General features: G+C 64.3%; 21 protein-coding genes. 9 read left to right on the top strand and 12 right to left on the bottom strand.

The genetic code is table 11. The features are described from left to right. Positions 1-46 precede the first annotated feature (46 nt). The 8 genes from HXS66_RS07215 to HXS66_RS07250 all read left to right on the top strand — a co-directional run bounded on the left by HXS66_RS07215 (position 47) and on the right by HXS66_RS07250 (position 7,844). Entirely contained in the window at positions 47-1,441 is a 1,395-nt protein-coding gene (locus HXS66_RS07215) for an NAD(P)/FAD-dependent oxidoreductase (RefSeq protein ID WP_176503176.1), read from the top strand. A gap of 152 nt (positions 1,442-1,593) precedes the next feature. Next, the gene (locus HXS66_RS07220; RefSeq protein WP_176503177.1) at positions 1,594-2,187 is read left to right on the top strand and encodes a DUF3261 domain-containing protein; all 594 of its coding nucleotides are present in this window, start codon (positions 1,594-1,596) and stop codon (positions 2,185-2,187) included. Between the two features lie 23 nt (positions 2,188-2,210). Then, on the top strand, positions 2,211-3,512 hold the full coding sequence (locus HXS66_RS07225) for a beta-ketoacyl-ACP synthase (RefSeq protein WP_176503178.1): 1,302 nt from the start codon (positions 2,211-2,213) through the stop codon (positions 3,510-3,512). Continuing rightward, entirely contained in the window at positions 3,506-4,150 is a 645-nt protein-coding gene (locus HXS66_RS07230; protein WP_176503179.1) for a hypothetical protein, read from the top strand. Before HXS66_RS07225 ends, HXS66_RS07230 begins: the two co-directional genes overlap by 7 nt. Continuing rightward, complete coding sequence (gene fabG, locus HXS66_RS07235; protein ID WP_176493499.1) at positions 4,150-4,944, top strand: 3-oxoacyl-ACP reductase FabG; 795 nt, start codon at positions 4,150-4,152, stop codon at positions 4,942-4,944. The genes HXS66_RS07230 and fabG overlap by 1 nt, the downstream gene beginning before the upstream one ends. Beyond that, positions 4,944-6,200, top strand: a complete 1,257-nt coding sequence (locus HXS66_RS07240) for a beta-ketoacyl-ACP synthase (RefSeq protein ID WP_077375291.1) — start codon at positions 4,944-4,946, stop codon at positions 6,198-6,200. The genes fabG and HXS66_RS07240 overlap by 1 nt, the downstream gene beginning before the upstream one ends. Before the next feature lie 192 nt (positions 6,201-6,392). Then, positions 6,393-6,932, top strand: a complete 540-nt coding sequence (locus tag HXS66_RS07245; RefSeq protein WP_255303144.1) for a heavy metal-binding domain-containing protein — start codon at positions 6,393-6,395, stop codon at positions 6,930-6,932. A gap of 9 nt (positions 6,933-6,941) precedes the next feature. Further along, positions 6,942-7,844: a hypothetical protein gene (locus HXS66_RS07250; protein ID WP_176503180.1), complete on the top strand. Its 903-nt coding sequence runs from the start codon at positions 6,942-6,944 to the stop codon at positions 7,842-7,844. Positions 7,845-7,883: 39 nt separating this feature from the next. Here HXS66_RS07250 and HXS66_RS07255 read toward each other — a convergent pair whose 3' ends face one another. From HXS66_RS07255 to HXS66_RS07310, 12 genes are all read right to left on the bottom strand, one after another. Then, positions 7,884-8,408: a hypothetical protein gene (locus tag HXS66_RS07255; RefSeq protein WP_176503181.1), complete on the bottom strand. Its 525-nt coding sequence runs from the start codon at positions 8,406-8,408 to the stop codon at positions 7,884-7,886. An 82-nt stretch (positions 8,409-8,490) separates the two neighbouring features. Then, positions 8,491-9,270, bottom strand: coding sequence for a hypothetical protein (locus HXS66_RS07260; RefSeq protein ID WP_176503182.1), 780 nt, complete (start codon positions 9,268-9,270; stop codon positions 8,491-8,493). A 92-nt stretch (positions 9,271-9,362) separates the two neighbouring features. Then, complete coding sequence (locus HXS66_RS07265) at positions 9,363-9,722, bottom strand: RidA family protein (protein WP_077375298.1); 360 nt, start codon at positions 9,720-9,722, stop codon at positions 9,363-9,365. 288 nt (positions 9,723-10,010) lie between these two features. Further along, a complete protein-coding gene (locus HXS66_RS07270) occupies positions 10,011-10,901 on the bottom strand; it encodes a universal stress protein (protein WP_077375301.1) in 891 nt (296 codons plus the stop codon). 243 nt (positions 10,902-11,144) lie between these two features. Further along, entirely contained in the window at positions 11,145-12,632 is a 1,488-nt protein-coding gene (locus tag HXS66_RS07275; protein ID WP_077375304.1) for a SulP family inorganic anion transporter, read from the bottom strand. 264 nt (positions 12,633-12,896) lie between these two features. After that, complete coding sequence (locus HXS66_RS07280) at positions 12,897-13,907, bottom strand: DMT family transporter (protein WP_176503183.1); 1,011 nt, start codon at positions 13,905-13,907, stop codon at positions 12,897-12,899. Between the two features lie 4 nt (positions 13,908-13,911). Beyond that, positions 13,912-14,775 carry an HAD family phosphatase gene (locus tag HXS66_RS07285; RefSeq protein ID WP_077375310.1) on the bottom strand — a complete coding sequence of 288 codons (864 nt, stop codon included), beginning with the start codon at positions 14,773-14,775 and terminating at the stop codon, positions 13,912-13,914. Positions 14,776-14,931: 156 nt separating this feature from the next. Then, on the bottom strand, positions 14,932-15,921 hold the full coding sequence (locus HXS66_RS07290; protein WP_240704243.1) for a cyclodeaminase: 990 nt from the start codon (positions 15,919-15,921) through the stop codon (positions 14,932-14,934). 80 nt (positions 15,922-16,001) lie between these two features. Continuing rightward, positions 16,002-17,126: a pyridoxal-phosphate dependent enzyme gene (locus HXS66_RS07295; protein ID WP_176503184.1), complete on the bottom strand. Its 1,125-nt coding sequence runs from the start codon at positions 17,124-17,126 to the stop codon at positions 16,002-16,004. A gap of 3 nt (positions 17,127-17,129) precedes the next feature. Continuing rightward, entirely contained in the window at positions 17,130-18,590 is a 1,461-nt protein-coding gene (locus tag HXS66_RS07300) for an aminotransferase (RefSeq protein ID WP_176503185.1), read from the bottom strand. A gap of 75 nt (positions 18,591-18,665) precedes the next feature. Then, positions 18,666-20,183, bottom strand: coding sequence for an NAD-dependent succinate-semialdehyde dehydrogenase (locus HXS66_RS07305; RefSeq protein WP_373996122.1), 1,518 nt, complete (start codon positions 20,181-20,183; stop codon positions 18,666-18,668). Between the two features lie 327 nt (positions 20,184-20,510). Then, positions 20,511-21,059 carry a hemerythrin domain-containing protein gene (locus tag HXS66_RS07310; RefSeq protein ID WP_077375707.1) on the bottom strand — a complete coding sequence of 183 codons (549 nt, stop codon included), beginning with the start codon at positions 21,057-21,059 and terminating at the stop codon, positions 20,511-20,513. Between the two features lie 312 nt (positions 21,060-21,371). Here HXS66_RS07310 and HXS66_RS07315 point away from each other — a divergent pair, with 312 nt between their 5' ends. Further along, positions 21,372-22,739, top strand: coding sequence for a replication-associated recombination protein A (locus tag HXS66_RS07315; protein WP_136938834.1), 1,368 nt, complete (start codon positions 21,372-21,374; stop codon positions 22,737-22,739). The last annotated feature ends 66 nt before the right edge of the window (positions 22,740-22,805 follow it).

Raw genomic sequence — 22,805 nt, forward strand, 5'->3', positions numbered from 1 at the left:
CGAATGCCGTCATGAACACATAACGACAACGACAGGGGACGATGCCATGGAATCGGCAGATCGCAGCAACAACCCACCACGCAAGGAAGTCATCATCATCGGCGCCGGACCTGCCGGGGCGGCGGCGGCGGCCTGGCTGGCGCGCGCCGGCCACGCCGTGCGCGTACTGGAGCGCAGCCACTTCCCGCGCTTCTCCATCGGCGAGAGCCTGCTGCCGCGCTGCATGCAGCATCTGGAGGCCTGTGGCCTGATGGAGGCCGCCGCCGCCGGAGGCTATCAGCGCAAGACCGGTGCGGCCTTCACCCGCCGCGGCGAGCATCGCGTGATCGACTTCCGCGACAAGTTCAGCGACGGCCCCGGCACCACCTGGCAGGTGGAGCGCGCCGACTTTGACCAGCGCTTGATCGAGGGCGCACGGGCGGCGGGGGCCGAGGTCGAATTCGGCGTCACCGTCACCGGTTTCACTCCCGCTCGCCCCACGCAGAGTGACACCGCTGGCCATGCTCAGGGGCCGCGTCTCACGTTGGCCGATGGCCGCGAGCTTCAGGCCGCCTTCGTGCTGGATGCCAGCGGCTATGGGCGCGTGCTGGCGCGGCTCGAGGCGCTTGAGCGTGATCCGCGTCTGGAGCCACGCATGGCGCTGTTCGGCCATGTCCACGATGGCATCGCCGACCTCACACCGCCCGCCGAGGGTTATCGTCGCGACACTATCCTGATCGCCTCGCACCCGGGGCATCCGGATGTCTGGTACTGGCTGATTCCCTTCGCCAATGGCCGCGCCTCGCTGGGCGTGGTCGGCCCGCGGGAGCTGATCGAGCCTGCCGCCGAGGACGATGCGCAGACACGCCTGTGGCAGTGGGTGATGGAAGAACCGCGCCTGGCGGAGCTGCTGCGCGATGCCACGCCCGCCAATGCCGTGCAGTCGCTGGGCGGTTACAGCGCCGATGTCAGCCGCCTGCATGGCCCGGGCTATGCGTTGCTCGGCAATGCCGGCGAGTTTCTGGACCCGGTGTTCTCCTCCGGCGTGACCATCGCACTGGAATCCGCCCTGCGTGCCGCACCGCTGGTCGCGCGTGAACTGACCGCGACCCGCGATGAGCAGCGCCCGGACTGGGCCCGCGAATACGAGCTGCCATTGCGACGTGGCATCGAGGTGTTCCGCGAGTTCGTCACCGCCTGGTACGACAGCCGCCTGACCGACATCATCTATCACCCTCGCTCGCCGGACCGCATTCGCCAGATGATCAGCTCGGTCCTCGCCGGCTACGCCTGGGACGAGGCCAATCCCTTCGTCAGCGCCAGTCGTCGTCGCCTGACCGCACTGGCCACGCTCTCGGCAGCACAGGAGCCGCAAGCGGAGACCTGCGAGCCCGCCGCAAGCGCTCTCTCAACGGCCGGCACGCGGCAGAATGACGCCAGAAAAGGTAAAGTATCGTCATGATATCCATGCGTCTCTCGCCTCATGCCATCTCAGTCGGGCTGCGCTCAGTCGGGCGGCGATCCGTCGGACTGCGCTCTTTCAGAAAGTGTTCTGTCGGGCTGCGTACAGTCGGGCGGCGATCCGTCGGACTGCTGCTGGCGACCAGCCTGCTGTTGAGCGGCTGCAGCCTGCTCGCGCCCGGTCCGCTCAGCGCCGAGAGCCCGATGCCGGCCCTGGCGAGCCTGCAGGAGAGCAGCACCCAACGTCTGATTCTGCGCGTTGAGCGTAACAAGAGTGAGGCCAGCGAGAATCACGCGGCAGCAGACGCCGCTGAGGACGAGGCTCGCGACCTGCCGCCCCTCATCGGCGTGCTGCGCCAATCGCCCGAGGCCATGCGGCTGGTGCTGCTCAGCGTGCAGGGCCAGCGACTGCTGACACTGGTGCATGACGCCGATGGCAGCCGCTTCGAGAAGGCCCGCCCCGAGGTGCTCGACAAGCTGCCCTTCACCGCCGACTGGCTGGCCCGTCGCATCGCCTGGGTCCACTGGCCACAGGCCGCGATCGATGACGCCTTTGCCGGCAGCGCCTGGCAACTGGTGCAGCACGGCGAGTGGAACACGCCTCACCAGGCCGCGCAGCGCCTCATCCTGCGCGATGGCGAGCGCATGGCCGAGCTGACCCGCGACGCCGAAGGCCGCGTGATCCTGCGGGACCCGGCCACCGAGATGCAGATGACGCTAGATCCCCTGTCTTCCCCCAGCCCCTGACGACTCACCGGAAGCTTCCCCGCATGACTGAACCCGTCACACCCGAGGCACCTGATACCCGCCATGGCCTCGCCCCTCGCAGCCCATGCCGTCTGTCTCGGCCCGGTATCGTCTGTCCGCTGGGCGCCGACCACGGGCTGATCAGCAGTGCGCTGTTCAGCGCCAGTCGCGGCCTGCGCGTCAGTGATGACTTCAGTCCCGGCACGCCGCTGTCTCTGGGCCGTGTCACCGCACGGCTGGTGGATGACAGCGACTGGCCGGCCCCGCTGCGCTCACGCAACAACCGCTTGCTGGCCACCGCGCTTGAGCAGCTGACACCGGAACTCGAGGCCCTCAAGCGCCAGGGCATCGCGCCGGAGCGCATCGGCGTGGTGCTGGGCACCAGTACCTCCGGTATCGGTGAGACGGAAGCCGCGATGGACGCTCAGCGCGCCGCCGTCGCCCAGGGCACGCCGAGCGCCGACAGCTGGCCGGAGAGCTTTGAATACCGCCGTCAGGAACTGGGCGCGCCCGCCGAGTGCGTGGCCTGGTTGAGCGGCGCGCGCGGGCCGGTCTACACCCTCTCCACCGCCTGCACCTCCAGCGCCAAGGCCTTGGCCAGCGCACGGCGTCTGCTGGCCTCCGGGCAGTGTGATGCGGTGATCGCCGGTGGGGCCGACAGCCTGTGCCACATGACGGTGAAGGGCTTCATGAGTCTGGAGGCCGTCAGCCGCCAGCAAAGCCAGCCGCTGGGCGCCGCGCGCGACGGCATCAATCTGGGCGAGGCCGCGGTGCTGTTCGTGGTCACGCCGGAGCACGGCGGCGTGCAGCTGACCGGCGTCGGCGAATCCAGCGATGCCCATCACATCTCCGCGCCCTGCCCGGATGGCAGCGGCGCCGAGGCCGCGATGCGTGGCGCGCTCGCCAGCGCCGGCCGCGTCCCCGGCGAGATCGACTACATCAACCTGCACGGCACGGCCACGCCGCTCAATGACGCCATGGAAAGCCTCGCCATCAGCCGCCTGTTCGGTCCCGATGGCGACGAGGCCGCAAGCCGCCCGCCCGCCGTCAGTTCCACCAAGGCCCTCACCGGCCATACGCTGGGGGCCTGCGGGGCGCTGGAAGCCGCCTTCTGCTGGCTGACGCTGGAACATGGTCGCCTGCCGCCGCACGCCACCCCGCGTGAGGCACTGGACCCGTCATTGCCCGCGCTCAACATCGTCTATCGTGACCGCCCCGAGACCCCGCCGCTCAGAGTGATGAGCAATGCCTTCGCCTTCGGCGGCAACAACATCTCGCTGATACTGGAGCGTCACGCCACCGACCCGGAGTCCTCTGCATGCTGACCCCGACCGCTACCCCCGCCACGCCGCTACCCGACGGCACGTCTTCCCGTGACGGAGGCTATCCCGTCATGCCCTGCGCCATCGGCCCCTATGTGCCACACGAGGCGGGCATGTGCCTGCTGGATGAGGTACTGGCCTGTGACGAGCACTCGCTCAGCGCGAGCGTGCGCCCCTCGCCCGAGGATCTGTTCGCGGAGCTGGACGGCGCTGGCCAGGCCGTGATTCCCGCCTGGGTCGGGCTCGAGTGGATGGCCCAGGCCATCGCCGCCTGGTCGGGCCTGCAGGCCGCGCGCGCAGGCCAGTCACCCCGCGTCGGGTTTCTGCTCGGCAGCCGCCGCTATGAGAGCGAGCTGCCCGCCTTCGCCTGCGGGCAACGCTGGCAGATAGACGTGCAGCTCGACTATCGCGCCGACAACGGCCTGGGCGCCTTCAAGGCCACCCTCAGCGACGAGCACGGCACGCAGGTCGCCCGTGCCGGCGTGAATGTCTTCGAGCCGCCCGCCCAGGCCATGGCGTCTGCCGTGTCGAAGGAAGGAAGCCCCGAAGCAGGCCCACAGGGGCACTCACCAGAACACTCACAAGAACACTCACCCGGTCAGCAGGATGCTGCCGGTGCCGCACCGCAAGGTAATGTCTGATGTCTGTCACCCCCCCCGCTACTCGAACTACCCCTGCTGACAACCAGGGTGCCGCCGCTGCCAATGAGACGCGCGAGTGGATTCTGGTCACCGGCTCCAGCCGTGGCATCGGCCGCGCCATCGCGCTGCGTCTGGCCCGCGAAGGCTACAATCTGGTGCTGCACTGCCGCTCGCGCCGTGACGCCGCCGAGGAGGTCGCGCGTGAGATCAGCGCCCTGGGCGGTGAATCGCGCATCCTGAGCTTCGATGTCGCCGACCGCGAGGCCGCACGCAGCGCACTGGAGGCCGATGTCGAGGCCCACGGCTGCTACTACGGCGTCATCTGCAATGCCGGCATCCACGCCGACAACGCCTTCCCGGCGCTCACCGATGAGGACTGGGACAGCGTGATCCGCACCAACCTCGATGGCTTCTATAACGTGGTCAAGCCGCTGGCGATGCCGATGGTGCGTCGCCGCAAGCCGGGGCGCATCATCGTGATGTCCTCGGTGTCCGGCATGATGGGCAATCGCGGTCAGGTCAACTATTCCGCCGCCAAGGCGGGGCTGATCGGCGCGGTCAAGGCGCTGGCGGTGGAGCTGGCCAAGCGCCGCATCACCGTGAATGCCGTCGCGCCGGGGGTCATCGCCACCGAGATGACCGAAGGGGTCGAGATGGACGAGGCGCTGAAGATGATTCCCATGCGCCGCGCGGGCGAGGCCGAGGAAGTCGCCGCCACCGTGGCCTTCCTGTGCTCGAAGGATGCCGGCTACATCACCCGCCAGACCATCGCGGTGAACGGAGGGATGTTCTGATGACAGCTCCCTCTTCCCCGCTGCGCGGCCATCGCGTCGTCGTCACCGGCATGCATGGCTTCTCGCCCATCGGCAATGACTGGCCGACCCTGCGCGCCAATCTGGCCGCGGGCCGCACCGGCATCCGCTATATCGAGGATTGGGACAAGTACGAGGGTCTCAACACGCGTCTCGGCGCGCCGGTCAGCGATTTCGAACTGCCCAAGCACTACAACCGCCGCGCGCTGCGCAGCATGGGGCGTGTGGCGCAGCTGGCGACCCGCTCCAGCGAGCTGGCGCTGGAAGCCGCGGGACTGAGTGACAGCCCGCTCAAGGAGAGCGGCCAGATGGGCATCGCCTACGGCGCGTCCGCCGGTGAGCCGGACGCGGTGGCGGACTTCGGCAACATGCTGATCAACCACTCCACCGATGGCCTCAACGCCAACTCCTACATCCGCATGATGGCGCATACCGCGCCGGTGAACATCGGGGTCTTTCTCGGCATCAAGGGACGGATTCACACCACCTCCAGCGCCTGCACCTCCGGCAGCCAGGGCATCGGCTATGCCTATGAGGCGATTCGCTTCGGCCGCCAGATAGCGATGGTCGCCGGGGGCTGCGAGGAGCTGTCCGCCGCCGATGCCGCGGTGTTCGACACCCTGTTCGCCACCAGCACCTGCAATGACCGCCCGGACCGCTCGCCGCGGCCCTTCGACGCCGAGCGTGACGGGCTGGTGATCGGCGAAGGCGCCGGCACGCTGATCCTCGAGGAGCTGGACCACGCCCTGGCGCGTGGCGCGACCATCCACGCCGAGATTCTCGGCTTCGGCACCAACTCCGATGGCCGCCACGTCACCCAGCCGGACGCCGACATGATGGAGGCCGCGATGCGCATGGCCCTTGACGATGCCGGCCTCTCGGCCAGCGAGATCGGCTATGTCAGCGCGCATGGCACCGCCACCGAGCGCGGCGACATCGCCGAGAGTCACGCCACCCATGCCGTGTTCGGGGAACGCACGCCCATCAGTGCCTTCAAGAGCTACACCGGCCATACCCTGGGGGCCTGCGGTGCGCTGGAAGCCTGGATCGCCATCGAGATGATGCGCGAAGGCTGGTTCCACGGCACCGCCAACCTCAAGGACATCGACCCGCGCTGCGCGGCGTTGGACTACCTGCGTGACGGCGGCCGCGAGATCGAGACGGATACGGTGATGAGCAACAACTTCGCCTTCGGCGGCATCAACACCTCGCTGATCCTGCGGCGCTGGCAGGGCTGACGACGCCCGCACGGCCCTCGGGGTCATCGGGCGCGTGACTGTCGCCACCAGACGACTTTGCAGCGGGTCACAACTGGCGCAAGATACGCGCCCGCTGCATGGTCTATGGTGTGATGGGCTCACGCCGTTGACTGGATGAAGGCGATATTCCCTGGCGTTGAGCCAGTCAAACCCTGTCAGGAGAGGTGTCAGATGGCGTCATCCGTTGCTCAGTCGTTCGTTTCCTCGTCACACCCCATGGCCCACGCCAGCACGGCGCCGGTCGGCCGCCTGTCGCGGGGACGCGTGCTGGTGTCCGCCCTGGTGCTCGGCGCGGCCGGGCTGCTGGCCTCCGCGCCGGCACAGGCGCGGGATACGCAGCACTTCCTGCCCATCATGCCGGTGATGGCCAGCACCGCGGCTAGTCAGCGACTGGGCAAGGACGTGGCCTTCTTCTTCGGTGACAAGCAGCCCTACGAGCGCATCGAGAAGCGTGGCTGGGCACGTGTGAACCCGAAGACCAACGCGACCAACAAGAGCGATGCCGCGGCCTGCCGCTGGGTATTCCTGTCGGCGCTGCGCGAGCTGCAGGAAAAGGCGCGGGAATACGGGGCCAATGCCGTCATCAACATTCGCAGCGACTATGACAACGTGCCCTACTCCAGCAGCGAGAAGTACGAGTGCCACGCGGGCAATGTCGTCGCGGGCGTCGCGTTGCGCGGGGATCTGGTGATCCTGCATCCGAAGAACTGATTCGCCATCATGACGGCCAGGGAAGGCAAGGATGTGAGTGAGACAGGCGAGCCGGTCGAGGGCAGCTCGGCGCGCGCGGCGGATACTCCTGCGGCGCGCCCGACCGATCACCCCGCCTACCGCTGCGTGGTGCTGGGGCATGCGGTATCGCATGGCACAGGTTCGCTGAGCACTGGTTCACTGAGCACTGGTTCGCCGAGCACTGGTTTACTGGGCACTGATTCGCTGAGCGCCGACTTGTCCAACGGCGAGCCGCTGATCTCGCATGATCCCCATGCCCTCGCCGCCGCCTTGGCGTCTGCGACTGACAGCGCTGCGCGCAATTTGCCGAATGAAAGCTCTGATTCCTTCTCTCGACCAGCCCGCCTGTGGCTGGCCGAGGCTTGTGTGCTGCCAGCATCCTGTGCTGATTCGGCTGCCCCCTCTATCAACTCCTCGACTGAGGCTTCCCGCCGTCGCTCGCTGCGCGCTCGACATGCGGATGTGGATAACGCGAACACCCCCGTGTCCTCCGCCAAGACCCGCCGTCGCCAGCAACGTGAAGCCGAATCCCACCTCGCCCGCGTGCTGCTTGGTGAACTCGCCGCTGCCCAGGGTATCCAGCTTGCGCTGGCAGACTGGTCACCGCGTGGCCAGGCACCCCATCACCCTGCACTACCGGCAGGCTTCTACGTCTCCATCGCCCACCGCCATGGCCATGTACTCGTCGGCCTCGCCACCCTCCCGCTCGGGCTGGACCTCGAATACCGCCCCCCCCGCCACGCCCACGACCTCGACGCCCGCATCGCCATGCTGCCTACAGACGCACGCGAACGCCTCGCCGAGGCACCACACCTCAACGAGACAGAACGACTGGACGGATTTTATCGGGAATGGGTGCGGTATGAGTCGATGATCAAATTAAAGCATTGAGACCGCACTTTTAATCTACAACAGCCAAATCAAGACCAACTATTTAATTTTCTTCTTTACAATATCGAATATTTCATGCGGATTCTGCACGCACTTAAACTTATATTCTACCAAAGAAAACCTTATTCTTCTAAGAAGAACCTCTAGTTTCCTATGATCACTGTTATTAAAATAAAGATATTCAGGAAAACTTTCCGAGACAGATATAATAGGACTATCTTCGAAAATCTGAAAGGATGTAGCCCTATACTCCATCGCTTCTTCGTCTGAGTGAGCTATTATCTTATCTCTCAACCAAATCACTTTTTCAATCAAGGCAGCCTCCTCATCAGAGAGGTAAATACCTATTTCTTCCAGTTCAAGTGACGCCCTCCCTCTGCCGGTTTTAAACGGTCGACAGAATGCTATTATCAATGTATTTTCAAAACATTTTAGTTTTCGGATATGCAACCTACTAGAAATCTCATTTGGCTCATATTCATCCATCAGAAACGTCAGTGCTGAGAGCGCTTGCTGAATATCCCAGCTAGAATATACATATCTTGAAGATACATAACTCGACATAACACCTCCTGAAATATATAAATATAAAACTCAAAGCAGGCGTGCATTAACTAAAACTAAACTTTTAAAACTAAAACCCAAACTAATCCATATTGGTTTCTACATAAACCCTGAGACTATTACCATTCACTATAACTTTATCATAGTCAACATTCATCAATCTATAAGACCTCATATATTCTTGAAGAGCAAGAGAATCATGTAGATTATAACTTTCATTTCTGGCAATATCGAATAGCCTGTCAGTAGCAGCATATAATTTGCCAAGTAACAAAAGATTAGAGGCCAACATATCTGAACTGTATACAGAATTAGAACTTACATACTCTCTAATGTCAGATAGCCTGGCATTATGAACTTGCAGATCCACCAAATAATTATACAAAAAACTACTTACATAAGGATCTGAATGCCTTATGCAGTCTTTAAAAACGTTTCGATATTTATTCGGGTGCCCAATATCTATAAGTACGTAATTCCCATTCCATACACTATCATATTGGGACGCACTCTTTTTATAGAAGCCAACAAGCTCGCTTAGAGCATCACTTAAAAAAGCTTTAGAGGCTTCAAACTCTCTTTTCCTTTGAGCTTCAGCACTATACTTAGCAGAGATGTAAATAATAATACTAGACATAAAGGCTAGAACACCTACATTTAACCCCTGCCATCTATACCAAACGCTCTGAAGATAGTCCCAACTAAAACCTCCGTTAACCCAAGGCACTAAAAACATACCAATTAGATAAACAACTATTAAAAAACCAAAAAATGCTCCAGCAAAAAACTCTAGTGACCCGAACACCATACTACTTGTTCTAGTAAAATATCGATTTCTGGATAAACGAGAAAAAAATTCCATACGCACCTCCCATTAAAATTAGAAAAGATAATAAACTATAAAAAACCCCGCCAGAGAAATCTCTGGCGGGGTTAGAAAAACCATACTGCGTGTTACTTAACCGCAGCGACCACGGTAATTTCACACAGCAGTTCCGGGCTGGCCATGGCGGCTTGGACGCAGGCGCGGGCGGGGGCGTGGCCTTCCGGTACCCAGGTGTCCCAGATGTCATTGAAGGTCTTGAAGTCATCCATTGTCTTGAGATAGACGGTGGCGGAGAGCAGGTGCTCGCGGTCGGTGCCGACTTCTTCCAGCAGCGCATCGACACGCGCGAGCATGCTGTTGGCCTGGTCCGTGATATCGCTGAAGCGTTGTTCCGGCCCGGCGACCTGACCACACAGGTAGATGGTGTTGTTGTGGATGACGGCGCGGCTCATGCGTGCCTTGGTGTCGTGACGTTGGATATCGCTCATGGAGAGTGTCCTTGTGCCGTTCTTCTTGGAGTGGTGAAAGACGCGCCTGTGTAAGGGAAAGCCCCTCAGCGGCATGGCGCGCAATGAGGATAAGCGGCCATCAGCGTTCCAGATTCCGGCGAGCGGCGCAACGCGACCTGCGGGGTATTTTCCAGTCGTCGTGAGGGTTTCTGCCTTGCGTACCTGTAGCCACTGCCCAAGGGGCGGAAATGATGACGCCGCACCATCCCGACATGACACGGGAAGGCGCGGCGTCATCATTGCCCGGCAGGGCGTGTGCTGAACGTGCTAGCGCAGGATCAGCAGCGGCACCGTGGCATTGCGGATCATCTCGGTGGTGGTACTGCCGACCAGCAACTGACGGATGCGCGAGTGGCCGTAGGCGCCCATCACCAGCATGTCGATGGCGTGCTCCTTGGCGTATTCGCGCAGACAGGCTTCCACTTCACCGGCCTTGAGGCTGGCCTGCACGTTGAAGCCCGCTGACTGGAGGGTGTCACGCGCGGTCTCAAGCGGAGCCTGATGCTCCACCGAGTCCGCGCCGACCATCACCAGATGGAGCTCGGCGCCCTGCAGCAAGGGGCTGGCCGCCAGCACCTCGATGGCACGCTTGATGGTGGCGCTGCCATCGAAGGCGATCAACACGCGTGTCGGCGTCTGGAACTCGCCCGGCACTACCAGCACGGGACGATGCAGGCTGCGGATCACGCGCTCCAGATTGGAGCCGAGATGCTCACTGGCCTGCTCCGCCCCTTCCCCGCGCTTGCCGATCACCAGCAGGCGAATCTCGTCCTCAAGCTCGGCCAGTGTCTCGACCAGCTCACCATTGCGCTGGCGCGGGCGTGGTTCGGTGATACCGGCCTGGGTGGCGCGCTCACAGGCGGCTTCCAGCATCAGGCGGCCCTGCTCCTGGGCGATGCGCCCGCGCTGCTCATCGAGGGTGGCGAGCTCCTCCAGCAGGTGCTCCCGGGCACCGAGACCGATGCTGCCGGAGAGATCGCCATTGGCGGGTTCGGCGCTTTCATTGCGGTCGATCACATGCAGGATGCTGAGAGGTGCCGACAGGCGCTGGCTGGCCCAGACGGCGGCGTCACACACGGGGGCGGCGAAGGCGGAGCCGTCAATGCAGGCGGTGACCTTGTCATGGCCTGTCGCGGCACTGGCAGAGGATTGGCTCATGGCGGGCTTCCTTGTGCTGACAACAAAAAGTACTGACAACGGAGATGGCGTGCCGACCGGGGCGACGCAGAAGGAGGACTGACATTCCCCAGCGATGCCGGCGCGGCCTGTTTCGAGATTACCACTTTCCGGCCCCATGAACGCAAACGGCGGGCAGCCCGTGAAGGACTGCCCGCCGTCTGACCTTGTCACGCGGCGCGATCAAGCGAAGTGCCTCGATCGCGCAGGGTCAATCGTGCGTGATCAGTGACCCATCAGTTTCTCGACCGCGTCCGGCTTGTCATGCACCGCGAAGCGATCCACCAGCGTGGCGCTGGCTTCGTTGAGGCCACGTACCTCGACCTCGGTCCCCTCACGACGGAACTTGACCACCACGGTATCCAGCGCGCCGATGGCGGTGATGTCCCAGAAGTGCGCACGACTGACGTCGATCACGACACGCTCGACGGTCTCCTTGAGGTCGAAACCGGCCTGGAACTGCTCGCTGGAGGCGAAGAACACCTGACCGACCACGCGGTATTCGCGGGTACGGCCATCGGCATTCATGTCGCTGCCGATATGCAGCACCTGGCCGATCTTGTTGGCGAAGAACAGCGCCGAGAGCAGCACGCCGACCAGCACGCCGATCGCCAGGTTGTGGGTCGCGACCACCACGGCCACGGTCCCCAGCATGACGATGTTGGTGGACATCGGGTGGCTCTTGAGGTCACGGATCGACTGCCAGGAGAAGGTGCCGATGGAGACCATGATCATCACCGCGACCAGTGCGGCCATGGGAATCTGCGAGACCCACGGGCCGAGGAACACGACCAGGATCAGCAGCACGACACCCGCCACCATGGTGGAGAGGCGGGTACGACCGCCGGATTTCACGTTGATCATCGTCTGACCGATCATCGCGCAACCCGCCATGCCACCGAGGAAGCCAGTGACGACGTTGGCCGCGCCCTGGCCCTTGCACTCACGGTTCTTGTCGGACGGCGTGTCGGTCAGATCATCGACCAGCGTGGCCGTCATCAGGGATTCCAGCAGACCCACGACCGCCAGCGGCAGCGAGTACGGCAGGATGATCCACAGGGTGTCCAGATTGAAGGGGATGTCCGGAATCAGGAACACCGGCAGGCTGTCCGGCAGCTCACCCATGTCACCGACGGTGCGGATATCCAGACCGACGGCCATCGCGAAGAGGGTCAGCACGATGATGCAGACCAGCGGCGACGGCAGCAGCTTGCCGATCTTCGGCACCAGCGGCAGCAGGTAGATGATGCCCAGGCCCGCGGCCGTCATGGCATAGACGTGCCAGGTGACGTTGGTCAGCTCCGGCAGCTGGGCCATGAAGATCAGGATCGCCAGCGCATTGACGAAGCCGGTGACCACCGAGCGCGAGACGAAGCGCATCAGGGAGCCGAGCTTGAAGTAGCCGAAGATGACCTGGATCACGCCGGTCATCACGGTGGCGGCCAGCAGGTACTCCAGGCCGTGGTCCTTGACCAGGTCGACCATCAGCAGTGCCATGGCACCGGTGGCGGCGGAAATCATGCCCGGACGGCCACCGGCGATGGCGGTCACCACGGCGATGGAGAAGGAGGCATACAGGCCGACCTTGGGGTCGACACCGGCAATGATGGAGAAGGCGATGGCTTCGGGGATCAGGGCCAATGCCACCACCAGGCCGGACAGGATGTCGGGCCGGAGGTTGGAAAGCCACTGCTGTTTGAGGCTGCTTGTCATCGAGTCGTCCGCAACAGGTTGGGGAAGGTGGTGTGCGTGCTGAATCCTGGCGCTGTCGAGTCAGTCTGGCGTCCGGTTGTGGCAATCTTCATCGCTGCCGTCAGGGGCAGTGCCGCTCGCGCCTGGCTTGCGTCGTGATGCCGCTGTCGTTTCCGGTCGCCCTGTGGCTTTCTTCGCGCCATGAGCTATTCGCTCCGGTCGCCGTGAGGCGTCCAGAGGGCTGTCATTTGACAGTGAATAAACTCGGGGATAGGCGGGATTGTATCAGCTGCGACCGGTGGACGCATCCGCAGAACGCGCGCTCGCCGTCACCGATTGACGGTGACGACGGTCGATCAGACTCTTGATGAGCATCGCGCCCAGCACCAGTGCACCGCCCGCCCAGCCACGCGGGGTGAGCGATTCTTCCAGCACCCACCACACCCACAGGATGCCGAACACGCTTTCCAGCAACATCAGCAGCGCCACTTCCGCGGAGGGCAGATAGATCGGGCCACGCTGGATCAGCGTGAAGCCCAGCGGCGAAAGCACCAGACACAGCAGCACCAGCCAGCCGGCGCGCTGGGCGAAATCGGCACCGTGCGAAGGCCACAGCTGCGTCAGCACGTCACCGCCGCCCTGCGTCATGCTCCACAGGCACGCCAGCAGGCCGCACAGCGCGGTGACCAGCCCGGACAGTGTCAGCATCGGGCTCATGTCATGCCCCGGGCGCGTGCGACACAGCGTGAAGTTGCCGGCCAGCGACAGGCTGCAGCCCAGCGCCAGCAGGTTGCCGGTGAGCGTGCCGCTGCCGGCCTCATCGAGCACCAGCAGCGTGATGCCCGCCAGCGAGGCCAGAATCGCGCCCCACACATGGCGTGGCTGACGCTCGCCCAGCCACAGGCGCGACATCAGCGCCGCGAACAGCGGACTGGCGGCGAGGATGATCAGCACGTTGCCGGCGCGGGTGTATTGATTGGCGAGCACGAAACCCAGGGTGGAGCCGGTGAACAGCAGCGCGACCCATACGCCGGTACGCCCGCAGCCACGCATGCGCGCCAGGGCGCTGGCGATGCGCTGTGCGGGAGTGCCGCGCTGGAGGGCCAGCAGGAGCAGTGCAAAGCCGATGGCCGTCAGCAGACCGCGCCAGAACACCAGCGGGCCATCGGCGACATCGGCGAGCCGCAGCAGCAGCGCGTCCGGCGAGATCAACAGCACCCCGCAGGCCGTCATCGCCACGCCCCGCGCCTGCCGCGAGGCGCGGGCGGCGGCCTCTCGCCCGGCCAGCGGGTTCATGACGTCAGTCCGACAGGCGCGACAGGCGCCAGTCGACCACTGGCCAGCCGCGCGCCTCGGCCAGCTGGCGCAGCGGTGCGTCCGGTTGGGTGGCGTGGGGGAAATCGACCCGCTCCAGCAGGGGCAGGTCATTGTGGGAGTCGGAATAGCCCCACAGGGATTGCGGCGTGCGATGGATGCGCTCGGCACCCGCAAGCCAGTCATCGAGTGCCGCCAGCTTGCCTTCGCGGAAGGTAACGATACCGCTGGTGGCTCCGGTGAAGCAGCCCTGCTCATCAAAGGCCGGATGGGTGGCCAGCGCCCCATCGGCGGTCAGACGACTGGCGATGGGCCCGACCAGATGATGCATGGAGGCGGAGATGATCAGGGTGCGATGGCCGGCCTCACCGTGCTCGGCCAGCCGCGCGATGCCACCTTCCAGCAGTCGCGGCATGACCATTTCTTCCACGAAATCATCGACTTCGCGACGCACCTCATCACGATGCCGCCCGACGAGCGGGCTGAGCAGATGGCCGGTGTGCTCGTGGATGTCCAGAGTGCCGGCATGGTATTGCACCTGATGACGCTCACCGATGGCCATGAAGGCATCGACATCCTTGATCCAGCCACAGGCGACCATCCAGCGCATCCACATGCCGGTGCAGTCGCCGTCGAGCAGCGTATCGTCGAGATCGAACACCGCCAGCGGGGCATCCAGCGCACAGTGGTGGCGCACATGGCCCTCCTCCGGCGGCGAGAGCGGCGGCAGCAGGGTCACGGCGTCACAGTCGGCGCAGAGATCCGCCAGCGGTGTGCGGCAGATCTCGACATCGGGCGCAGCGCTCAGGGCACGCGGCCGGGCGGCAGATGAGGACGAGGTACGAGTCACGACAGGCTCCGAGTGGCAAGGGGCGTCAACGGCTTCCTGCCGTCACCTGCGTGACCCTCGCATGCGGCGACGCTGCGGGCAAGTCCGCCGCACCATTCAGGCGCTCCAGCGCTGACGCTGCCAGCACCGACGTTTTCCGTACCGACACTTCCCGTACTAACGCCGGACGAGCCGCGAGAGCGCCAGGCTGGCGATGGCCGTATCCTGCACGCCGGTACCGGTGAGATCCGCCACCGTGATGCAGGTATCCGGGGCCGACCCGCCTGAACGCAGATCACGCCCCTCGGCCAGCAGACGGCCCAGCTCATGCACGTCACGCGATCTGGCCTGCTCGGCCTCCAGCCCTTTCAGCTCGCCGTTGGTCTCGGACTGGGCGCGGGTATCACACACGAAATGATCGCACTCGAGGAGCACATCGGCTTCCAGCTCACGCTTCTCGGGACTGTCGGAGCCCATCGCGGTGACATGCACGCCCTCCGGCAGCATCGAGTAGTCCAGCAGCGGCGTTCGCGAGGGGGTGGCGGTGACGATGATATCGGCGTTCTGGCAGACCGCATGCAGGCTGTCATGACTGCGCACCGTCAGCCCCAGGCGCTCCTCCGTCTCCCGCGCGAAGGTCTCGGCACGCTGCTTGTCCCGCGCCCAGACATCGACACTCTCGATGTCGCGCACCAGCCGCAAGGCCTCCAGCTGCAGGCCGGCCTGCTCACCGGCCCCGATCAGCGCGACCCGCTTGCTGTCCGGGCGAGACAGGGCGTCGGCGGCCACGGCGCCGGCCAGCGCGGTTCTCACCGCCGTCAGATATCCGCCATCATTGAGCAGCGCCTCGGCAAGGCCCGTCTCGGCGGAGAACACCACCATCAGGCCATTGAGACTCGGCAGGCCGCGGGCGGGATTGTTGAAGAAGCCGGGGCTGATCTTGATCGCGAAGTGCTTGAGCCCCTGGATGTGGGCCGTCTTGACGTCCACTTCGCCGTTGGCCTCCTCGATGGCCATCGACAGGATCGGCGGCTGCACCACCTTGCCCTGCCCCAACGCGATGAAGGCATCACGAATGGCCTTGAGTGCCGTGGTATCCAGCCCCACGACCTCGGCGATCTGTTCGCGTGAATAACTCTGCATGCTGTCCTGAGTCGGTTCCGTCATGCGTCCTCCTCCGGGGTTCGGGTGTCATCGAGCGCGCTGATGTCTTCAGGCACTCTGTTGTCTTCAGGCGTTCTGGTGCTTCAGGCGTTCTGGCCTTGCCCCTGAGCGTCTGCCAGCAGCGCTCTGGCCTGATCGAGCGTTTCCAGGCTGACGCCGTTGCCGCTGATGATCAGCGCGACGCGCTGGCCACGGATCGACTCGGCCAGCGCGGGGTCGGTCTCGCCTCGCCGCGAGGCCTCGAGTGCGGCAAGCCCGACCACCGCAGCGCCCTCCACCAGAAGCTTCTCTTCCTCCAGCAGCATCAGCATGGCGCGGGCGATGGCGCGCTCGCTGACCTGATGGTGATGATCCATCACGCGATGCACCAGCGGCAGCGTGGTGTGGTTGTCCAGGCCAATGCCGCCGCCCAGTGAATCGGCGAGGCTTGCGACCTCCTCCACCTCCACCGGAGCGCCCGCCTGCAGGCTGTGCCACATGGCGGCGCCCTCGGTGAGGCTGACGCCATGCACCTGGGTCTCGGGGCGAATCGCCTTGAGCGCCGCCCCGATTCCCCCGAGCAGTCCACCGCCGGAGAGCCCGATCAGCACGTGGTCGAGCTTTGGGCAATCCTCCAGCAGTTCCAGTCCGATGGTGCCCTGACCGGCCGCGATGAGCGGGTCATCGAAGGGGGGCACCGCCAGCATGCCCTCCTCCTCGACCAGCCGATGGACTTCCTGGAAGGCCTCGTCCTGACTGCGGCCGACACGGCGTACCTCGACGCTGCCGCCGGAGGCGCCGCCCAGTTCGCCCAGCGCCTCGATGGCCCGTACCTTGTTGGCGGGTACCTGCTCGGAGAGACAGATGATGGCCTTCAAGCCACGGCGCATCGCGGCATAGGCCAGCGCCCGACCGTGATTGCCGGTGGAGGCAGTGGTCACGCCGCGCGCCAGGCGCGTCACGGCATCCCCCGACGTCTGCTCGGCCACGGCCGCCAGCAGGTTGCTGGCACCACGCAGCTTGAAGGCGCCGGTGGGCTGACGGGTTTCCAGCTTGAGCAGGATCTCGGCATCGAAGCGTCGCGACAGCGCCGGGGATGGCACCAGCGCCGTACGCTCGACACCCGTGTCAGTCGATGAATGAAACAGCCGCTGGCGCGCGGCATGGATATCAGCCAGCGCCAGCGGCGTTTCCCGTGGATGCTTGAGCGGGGGTAGGGTCAATACCATGGCCTACTTGTCACCAGAGGCCAGATCACCGTTGTCGAGAAGCTCCTGATGCACCTTGTCCACGGCGCGGCGCGCGCGGGCGATGATGTCATCGATCTCCTCGGGGGTGATCACCAGCGGCGGTGCGAAGCCGAGGATGTCGCCCTGGGGCATGCCACGGGCGATCAGCCCTTCCTCGAGTGCCGCCGCCGAGATGCGCGGGCCGACCTTGAGTGCGGAATCGAACGCCTTGCGCTCTGACGGCTGCGGTGAGAACTCCAGCGCTGCCAGCAGGCCGATGCCACGCACGTCGCCGACGATGGGGTGATCGGCGAAGGCTGCCTTCATGGCTTTCTGCAGATAGGCGCCGGTATCGCGGGCGTTGTCCACCAGCCCCTCACGACGAATGATCTCCAGGTTGGCGACACCTGCCGCTGCGCCCAGCGCGTGGCCGGAGTAGGTCCAGCCGTGGCCGATGGGGCCGAATTCCCCGGTGCCCTGCTCCAGCACCTTCCACACGCGGTCGCCGACGATGACCCCGGACAGCGGCTGATAGGCGCTGGTCAGGCCCTTGGCGATGGTGACCAGGTCCGGCTTGATGCCGAAGTGCTGGTAGCCGAACTGGCTGCCGATGCGCCCGAAGCCGCACACCACCTCGTCACAGATCAACAGGATGTCGTGACGCTTGAGCACGGCCTGGATGGCCTCCCAGTAGCCCTCCGGCGGTGGCACGATGCCGCCGGTGCCCAGCACCGGCTCGCCGATGAAGGCGCCGATGGTCTCCGGCCCTTCGGCCTGGATCATCGCCTCGAGCTTGTCGGCACACCAGGCGGAGAATTCACGCTCGCTCATCTCGGCGCATTCCGCGGGGCGACGGTAATAGTCCGGCGCTTCGGTATGCAGGATGCCGGCGATCGGCAGATCGAAGTGATCATGGAAGGCCGCCAGGCCGGTCAGCGAGCCTGAGGCGATGCCGGAGCCGTGATAGCCGCGCCAGCGCGAGATGACCTTCTTCTTCTCCGGCTTGCCGATCACGTTGTGGTAGTAACGCACCAGCTTGAGCTGGGTCTCGTTGGCATCGCTGCCGGACATGCCGTAGTAGACCTTGGACATGTCAGGCCCGGCCAGTTCGAGAATCTTCTCGGACAGCGCGATCTGCGGCTCGTTCGAGTGGCCGACATAGGTGTGGTAATAGCTGAGCTTGAGGGCCTGCTCGTGAATGGCATCGGCGACTTCCGTGCGCCCGTAACCGATGTTGACGCAGTAGAGTCCGGCGAAGCCGTCGATCAGCTCACGCCCGTCGCGCTCACGGATGCGGATGCCTTCGCCGCCGGTGATCACGCGGCCCGGCAGATCGCCCTGGGCGAAATCACGCAGGTGGGTGGACGCATGGAAGGTGACCTTGCGGTCACGGCGAATCAGCTCGTCGGTGCTGATGCTGTCATCGAAGCCGACAGACTGGCGTTGGGTGTTATCGGTGCTCATGTGACTCTCCGAATGGTCCACAAGGGGCGATCGCGCCGTGGCACTGACCGCCCGTGACAATGAATGATGTCCGTCTCAACTCCCGGAGGCGCTTTCCATCCCACCCAGGCAGTAGTACTTGATATCCAGATATTCCTCCAGCCCCTGGCGACCCCCTTCGCGCCCGAGACCGGATTGCTTGACGCCGCCGAAGGGAATCGGCGCACCGGTCATCTTCACCGAGTTGACCGAGACCATGCCGAAGCGCAGGCCGCGCATCAGCTGCCAGACGCGGCGAATGTCGTGGGTGTAGACGTAGGCAGCCAGGCCGTATTCGGTGTCGTTGGCCATCGCGATCACCTCTTCCTCATCGTGCCAGGCCGTCACGCCGGCCACCGGCGAGAAGGTTTCCTCGCGCCAGGCGCGCATGCTCGGCGTGACATCCGCCAGCAGCACCGGCATGAAGAAGTTGGGGCCGGGAGCCATGCTCTGATCGCCGTGGATCAGCCGCGCGCCCTGCTCGACGGCGTCATCGACGATGGTCTGCGCCTTGGCCACGGCGTCACGGTGGATCAGCGGCCCCATGTCGATACCCGAGACCAGCCCATTGCCGACCTTGAGCTGCTTCATGAGGCGCACGAAGTGGCTCAGGAAATCCTCATACAGGCTGTCGTGCACCAGGATGCGATTGGCGGCGAGACAGTCCTGGCCGGAGGTCTGGAACTTGGCATCGACGGCGGCACGCGCCGCCTCCTCGGGGTCCATGTCCGGCCCGACGATGAAGGGCGCATTGCCGCCCAGTTCCAGCGAGACGCGCTTGACGCTGTCGGCGCACTGGGAAAGCAGCAGACGCCCCACCCGGGTGGAACCGGTGAACGAGAGCCCGGCGACACGCGGGTCATCACACAGCTGCTTCGAGACTTCCGCGGCCTCGCCGGTGATGACACTGAAGACACCGGCGGGAATCCCGGCACGCTCGGCAAGCTCGGCCAGCGCCAGCGCCGAGAACGGGGTCTCGCCGGCGGGCTTGACCAGCACCGTGCAGCCGGCCGCCAGCGCGGCGGCGGCCTTGCGGGTGATCATCGCCAGCGGGAAGTTCCACGGCGTGATCAGCGCGGCCACGCCGATGGGTTCACGCACGGTGCCCAACGCGGCATTCGGGATATGACTGGGGATGGTCTCGCCGAAGGCACGGCTGCCCTCCTCGGCGAACCAGTGAACGAAGCTTGCGCCGTATTCCACCTCGCCACGGGCATCGTCCAGCGACTTGCCCTGCTCACGGGTCATCAGCATGGCGAGATCCTGCTTGTGGGCGCGGATGAGGTCATACCAGGCATCCAGCAGCTCGCCGCGCTGGTCCGCCCGCAGCTTGCGCCATTCCCGCTGGGCCTCATCGGCCGCGGCAATGGCAGCATCGATCTGCGTGGACTCGAGCCACGGCACCTGACCGAGGCGCTCGCCGGTGGCGGGGTCGAAGACCGCTTCCTCACGGCCTGCCTCACCATGCACCCAGCAGCCGTTCACGTAGGCAAGCTGACGAAACAGTCGCGGGTCTTCCAGTGCCATGCCATCGCTGGCGCTGGCCCACTGACGGGTAAGGGTCTGGACACTCATGGCGCTCTCCCCGGCCGAAGGGCCGTCATCTGGACACTCAGACGATCTGCCCCTTGTGGATATCGGCAAGGATGCACATCACTGAGCACTGCATGGGCAGTGTCCTTCGCGCAGCCCGAGGCCTGCGAAGGACGCGTTTCAGTGACTTCAGTGTGGGGGATGTGACGGGAGGAGACTTTCGGGAATGCCCGCCAGAGGCTTGACGTTCTTTCTGTTGTGGCGGGCGAAATGACGGTTTTTTTCTGTCAGACGGGGGCGCGCTCCGGCGCAGTGCTCTGGAGCGCGACCTCACCTTCACGAGACGACAGGGCCTTCATGTGCAGGGGATCAGGCGGTCACGACCTCACTTTCGGTCAGCTCGGCGTAGAGTTCCGGATAGGCTTCCTGCAGACGCTCAAGCTCTGCACGGGCATGCGGGATGGCGTCGGTCAGCTGCTGCCATTCCTCATCACTGAGATTGTCCCGCATCAGCGGAAACAGCTCGGTACGCTCGGCACGCAGGTAGTCACGATGCGCTTCGACATAGTCGCGCAGATCATGGATGAACTGATCCATCGGTATGATCTGATCCATCAGGATGCTGTCGAGATTGTCGGACAGCTTGGAGAGACGGCCGTGCAGAGTGTGATACTGCTGGATGAGCCGCTGACACAGGGGTGAGGCATCCTCGGAGCGCTCGCACAACATCTGCGTGCATTGACGCTCCAGCGGAATGATGAAGCCCTGCATGTAATCGAGAATGTAATCCACCACTTCCCGCATCATGCGAAAGTCCGGGCGTTCGCCACTGACCAGTGTCCTGTGGCGATGCGAGAGCACGTGCAATAGACGCGCCATGTTGGCGTGGTCCTGGCGCAGCTGAGTCACATTGGGCATGACTTCCTCCTCCTGACGGAACAGGTGGCCGATGCTGGCAGACAGCGCTGCCGCCTCGGGCATTGCTACCGAATGTAGCAATGTCGTCATCCTGAAGTGTAGGACACATCCCATGAGCGCCCGTTAGACGTTGGGCGGGATTGCCTGAATGCGCGAGGCATGCTGTCAGGAAAACATGACAGTCCGTGAAGAAGTCACGGATGGCCTGATGCCGTTGGCAGGCCGCGCCAGCCCTGCTGATTTGTACAGGCTTGCGGGATCGGCCATGATGAGCGCATTCCCCGCCCACGCCTGCCGGAGCCTGACTCGCCGATGGATCTCTTTGCCGATACCGCCTCGAATTCCCATGCGCCATTGGCCTACCGCATGCGACCGCGCTCGCTGGAAGATTACATCGGCCAGGCGGCGCTGGTCGGGCCTGACATGCCGCTGCGCCAGATGGTGGAATCCGGCGTGGTGCGCTCGATGATCCTGTGGGGGCCGCCGGGCGTCGGCAAGACGACGCTGGCCGAGATACTGGCCCACGGCTGCGATGCACACCTTGAACAGCTGTCGGCGGTGATGGCGGGCGTGAAGGACATCCGCGAGGTGGTGGAGCGAGCGCGCCACCATCAGGCCAGCGAGCGCCAGACGGTGATGTTTCTCGATGAGATCCACCGCCTCAACAAGAGTCAGCAGGACGCCCTGCTGCCGCATGTGGAGTCGGGTCTGCTGACGCTGATCGGCGCGACCACCGAGAACCCGTCCTTCGAGGTCAACTCGGCACTGCTGTCGCGGGCGCGGGTCTATGTGCTCAAGGCACTGGACGAGGAGGATCTGGTCGAGGTGCTGACCCGTGCCTTGCGCGATGAGGTCAATGGCCTCGGCACGCGTCAGATCGACGCCAGCCGCGAGACGCTGACCCGGATTGCGCGAGCAGCCTCGGGAGATGCGCGTCGTGCCCTGGGCCTTCTGGAAACCGCCTGCGACTTCGTGCGCCGTGAGCCAGATGCCCAGGGGGGAACGCGCGAGATACTCGAGGACAGCTCGCTGGAGGCCGTGCTGGGCCATCAGGCCTCAAGCTTCGACAAGCAGGGCGATGACTATTACGACCTGCTGTCGGCGATCCACAAGTCGGTACGCTCCTCGCGCCCCGACGCGGCGCTTCTGTACATGGCACGGTTCATGGATGGCGGCGGGGATCCGCTGGATGTGGTGCGTCGGCTGGCGGCGATTGCCTCCGAGGATGTGGGCAACGCCGACCCGCGCGCCCTGCCGCTGACCATCGCGGCCTGGGACGCCTATCTGCGCCTGGGCGACTACGAGGGCCAGCGTGCCATCGCGCATGCGGCGATACACCTGGCCATCGCCCCCAAGAGCAACGCCATCGACACGGCGTGGAAGGAGGCCAGAGCCTTCGTGCGCCAGCAGCCGCATTTCGGGGTGCCGGTCTATCTGCGCAATGCGCCGACGACCCTGATGAAGGAGCTGGGCATGGGCGAAGGCTATCGCTATGCCCACAACGAGCCCAACGGCTATCCCGCCGGCACGGCGCACAACGCCTGGCCCGAGGAACTGCCGGTACAGCAGTTCTACCGCCCGACCCAGTATGGCGGCGAGAAGCGCTTTGCCGAGATAGAGCGCTGGCGCCGCGAGCTGGATGACCACGCCGACCGGCACACGCCTGACGCCCAGTCGTGAGCGCCAGAAACGACAACGCCCGGGCCAGATGGCCCGGGCGTTGTCGTCTGATCATCATGTCACTGC

The sequence above is a fragment of the Cobetia sp. 5-11-6-3 genome (assembly GCF_013374055.1).
GTDB classification, from domain to species: domain Bacteria; phylum Pseudomonadota; class Gammaproteobacteria; order Pseudomonadales; family Halomonadaceae; genus Cobetia; species Cobetia marina.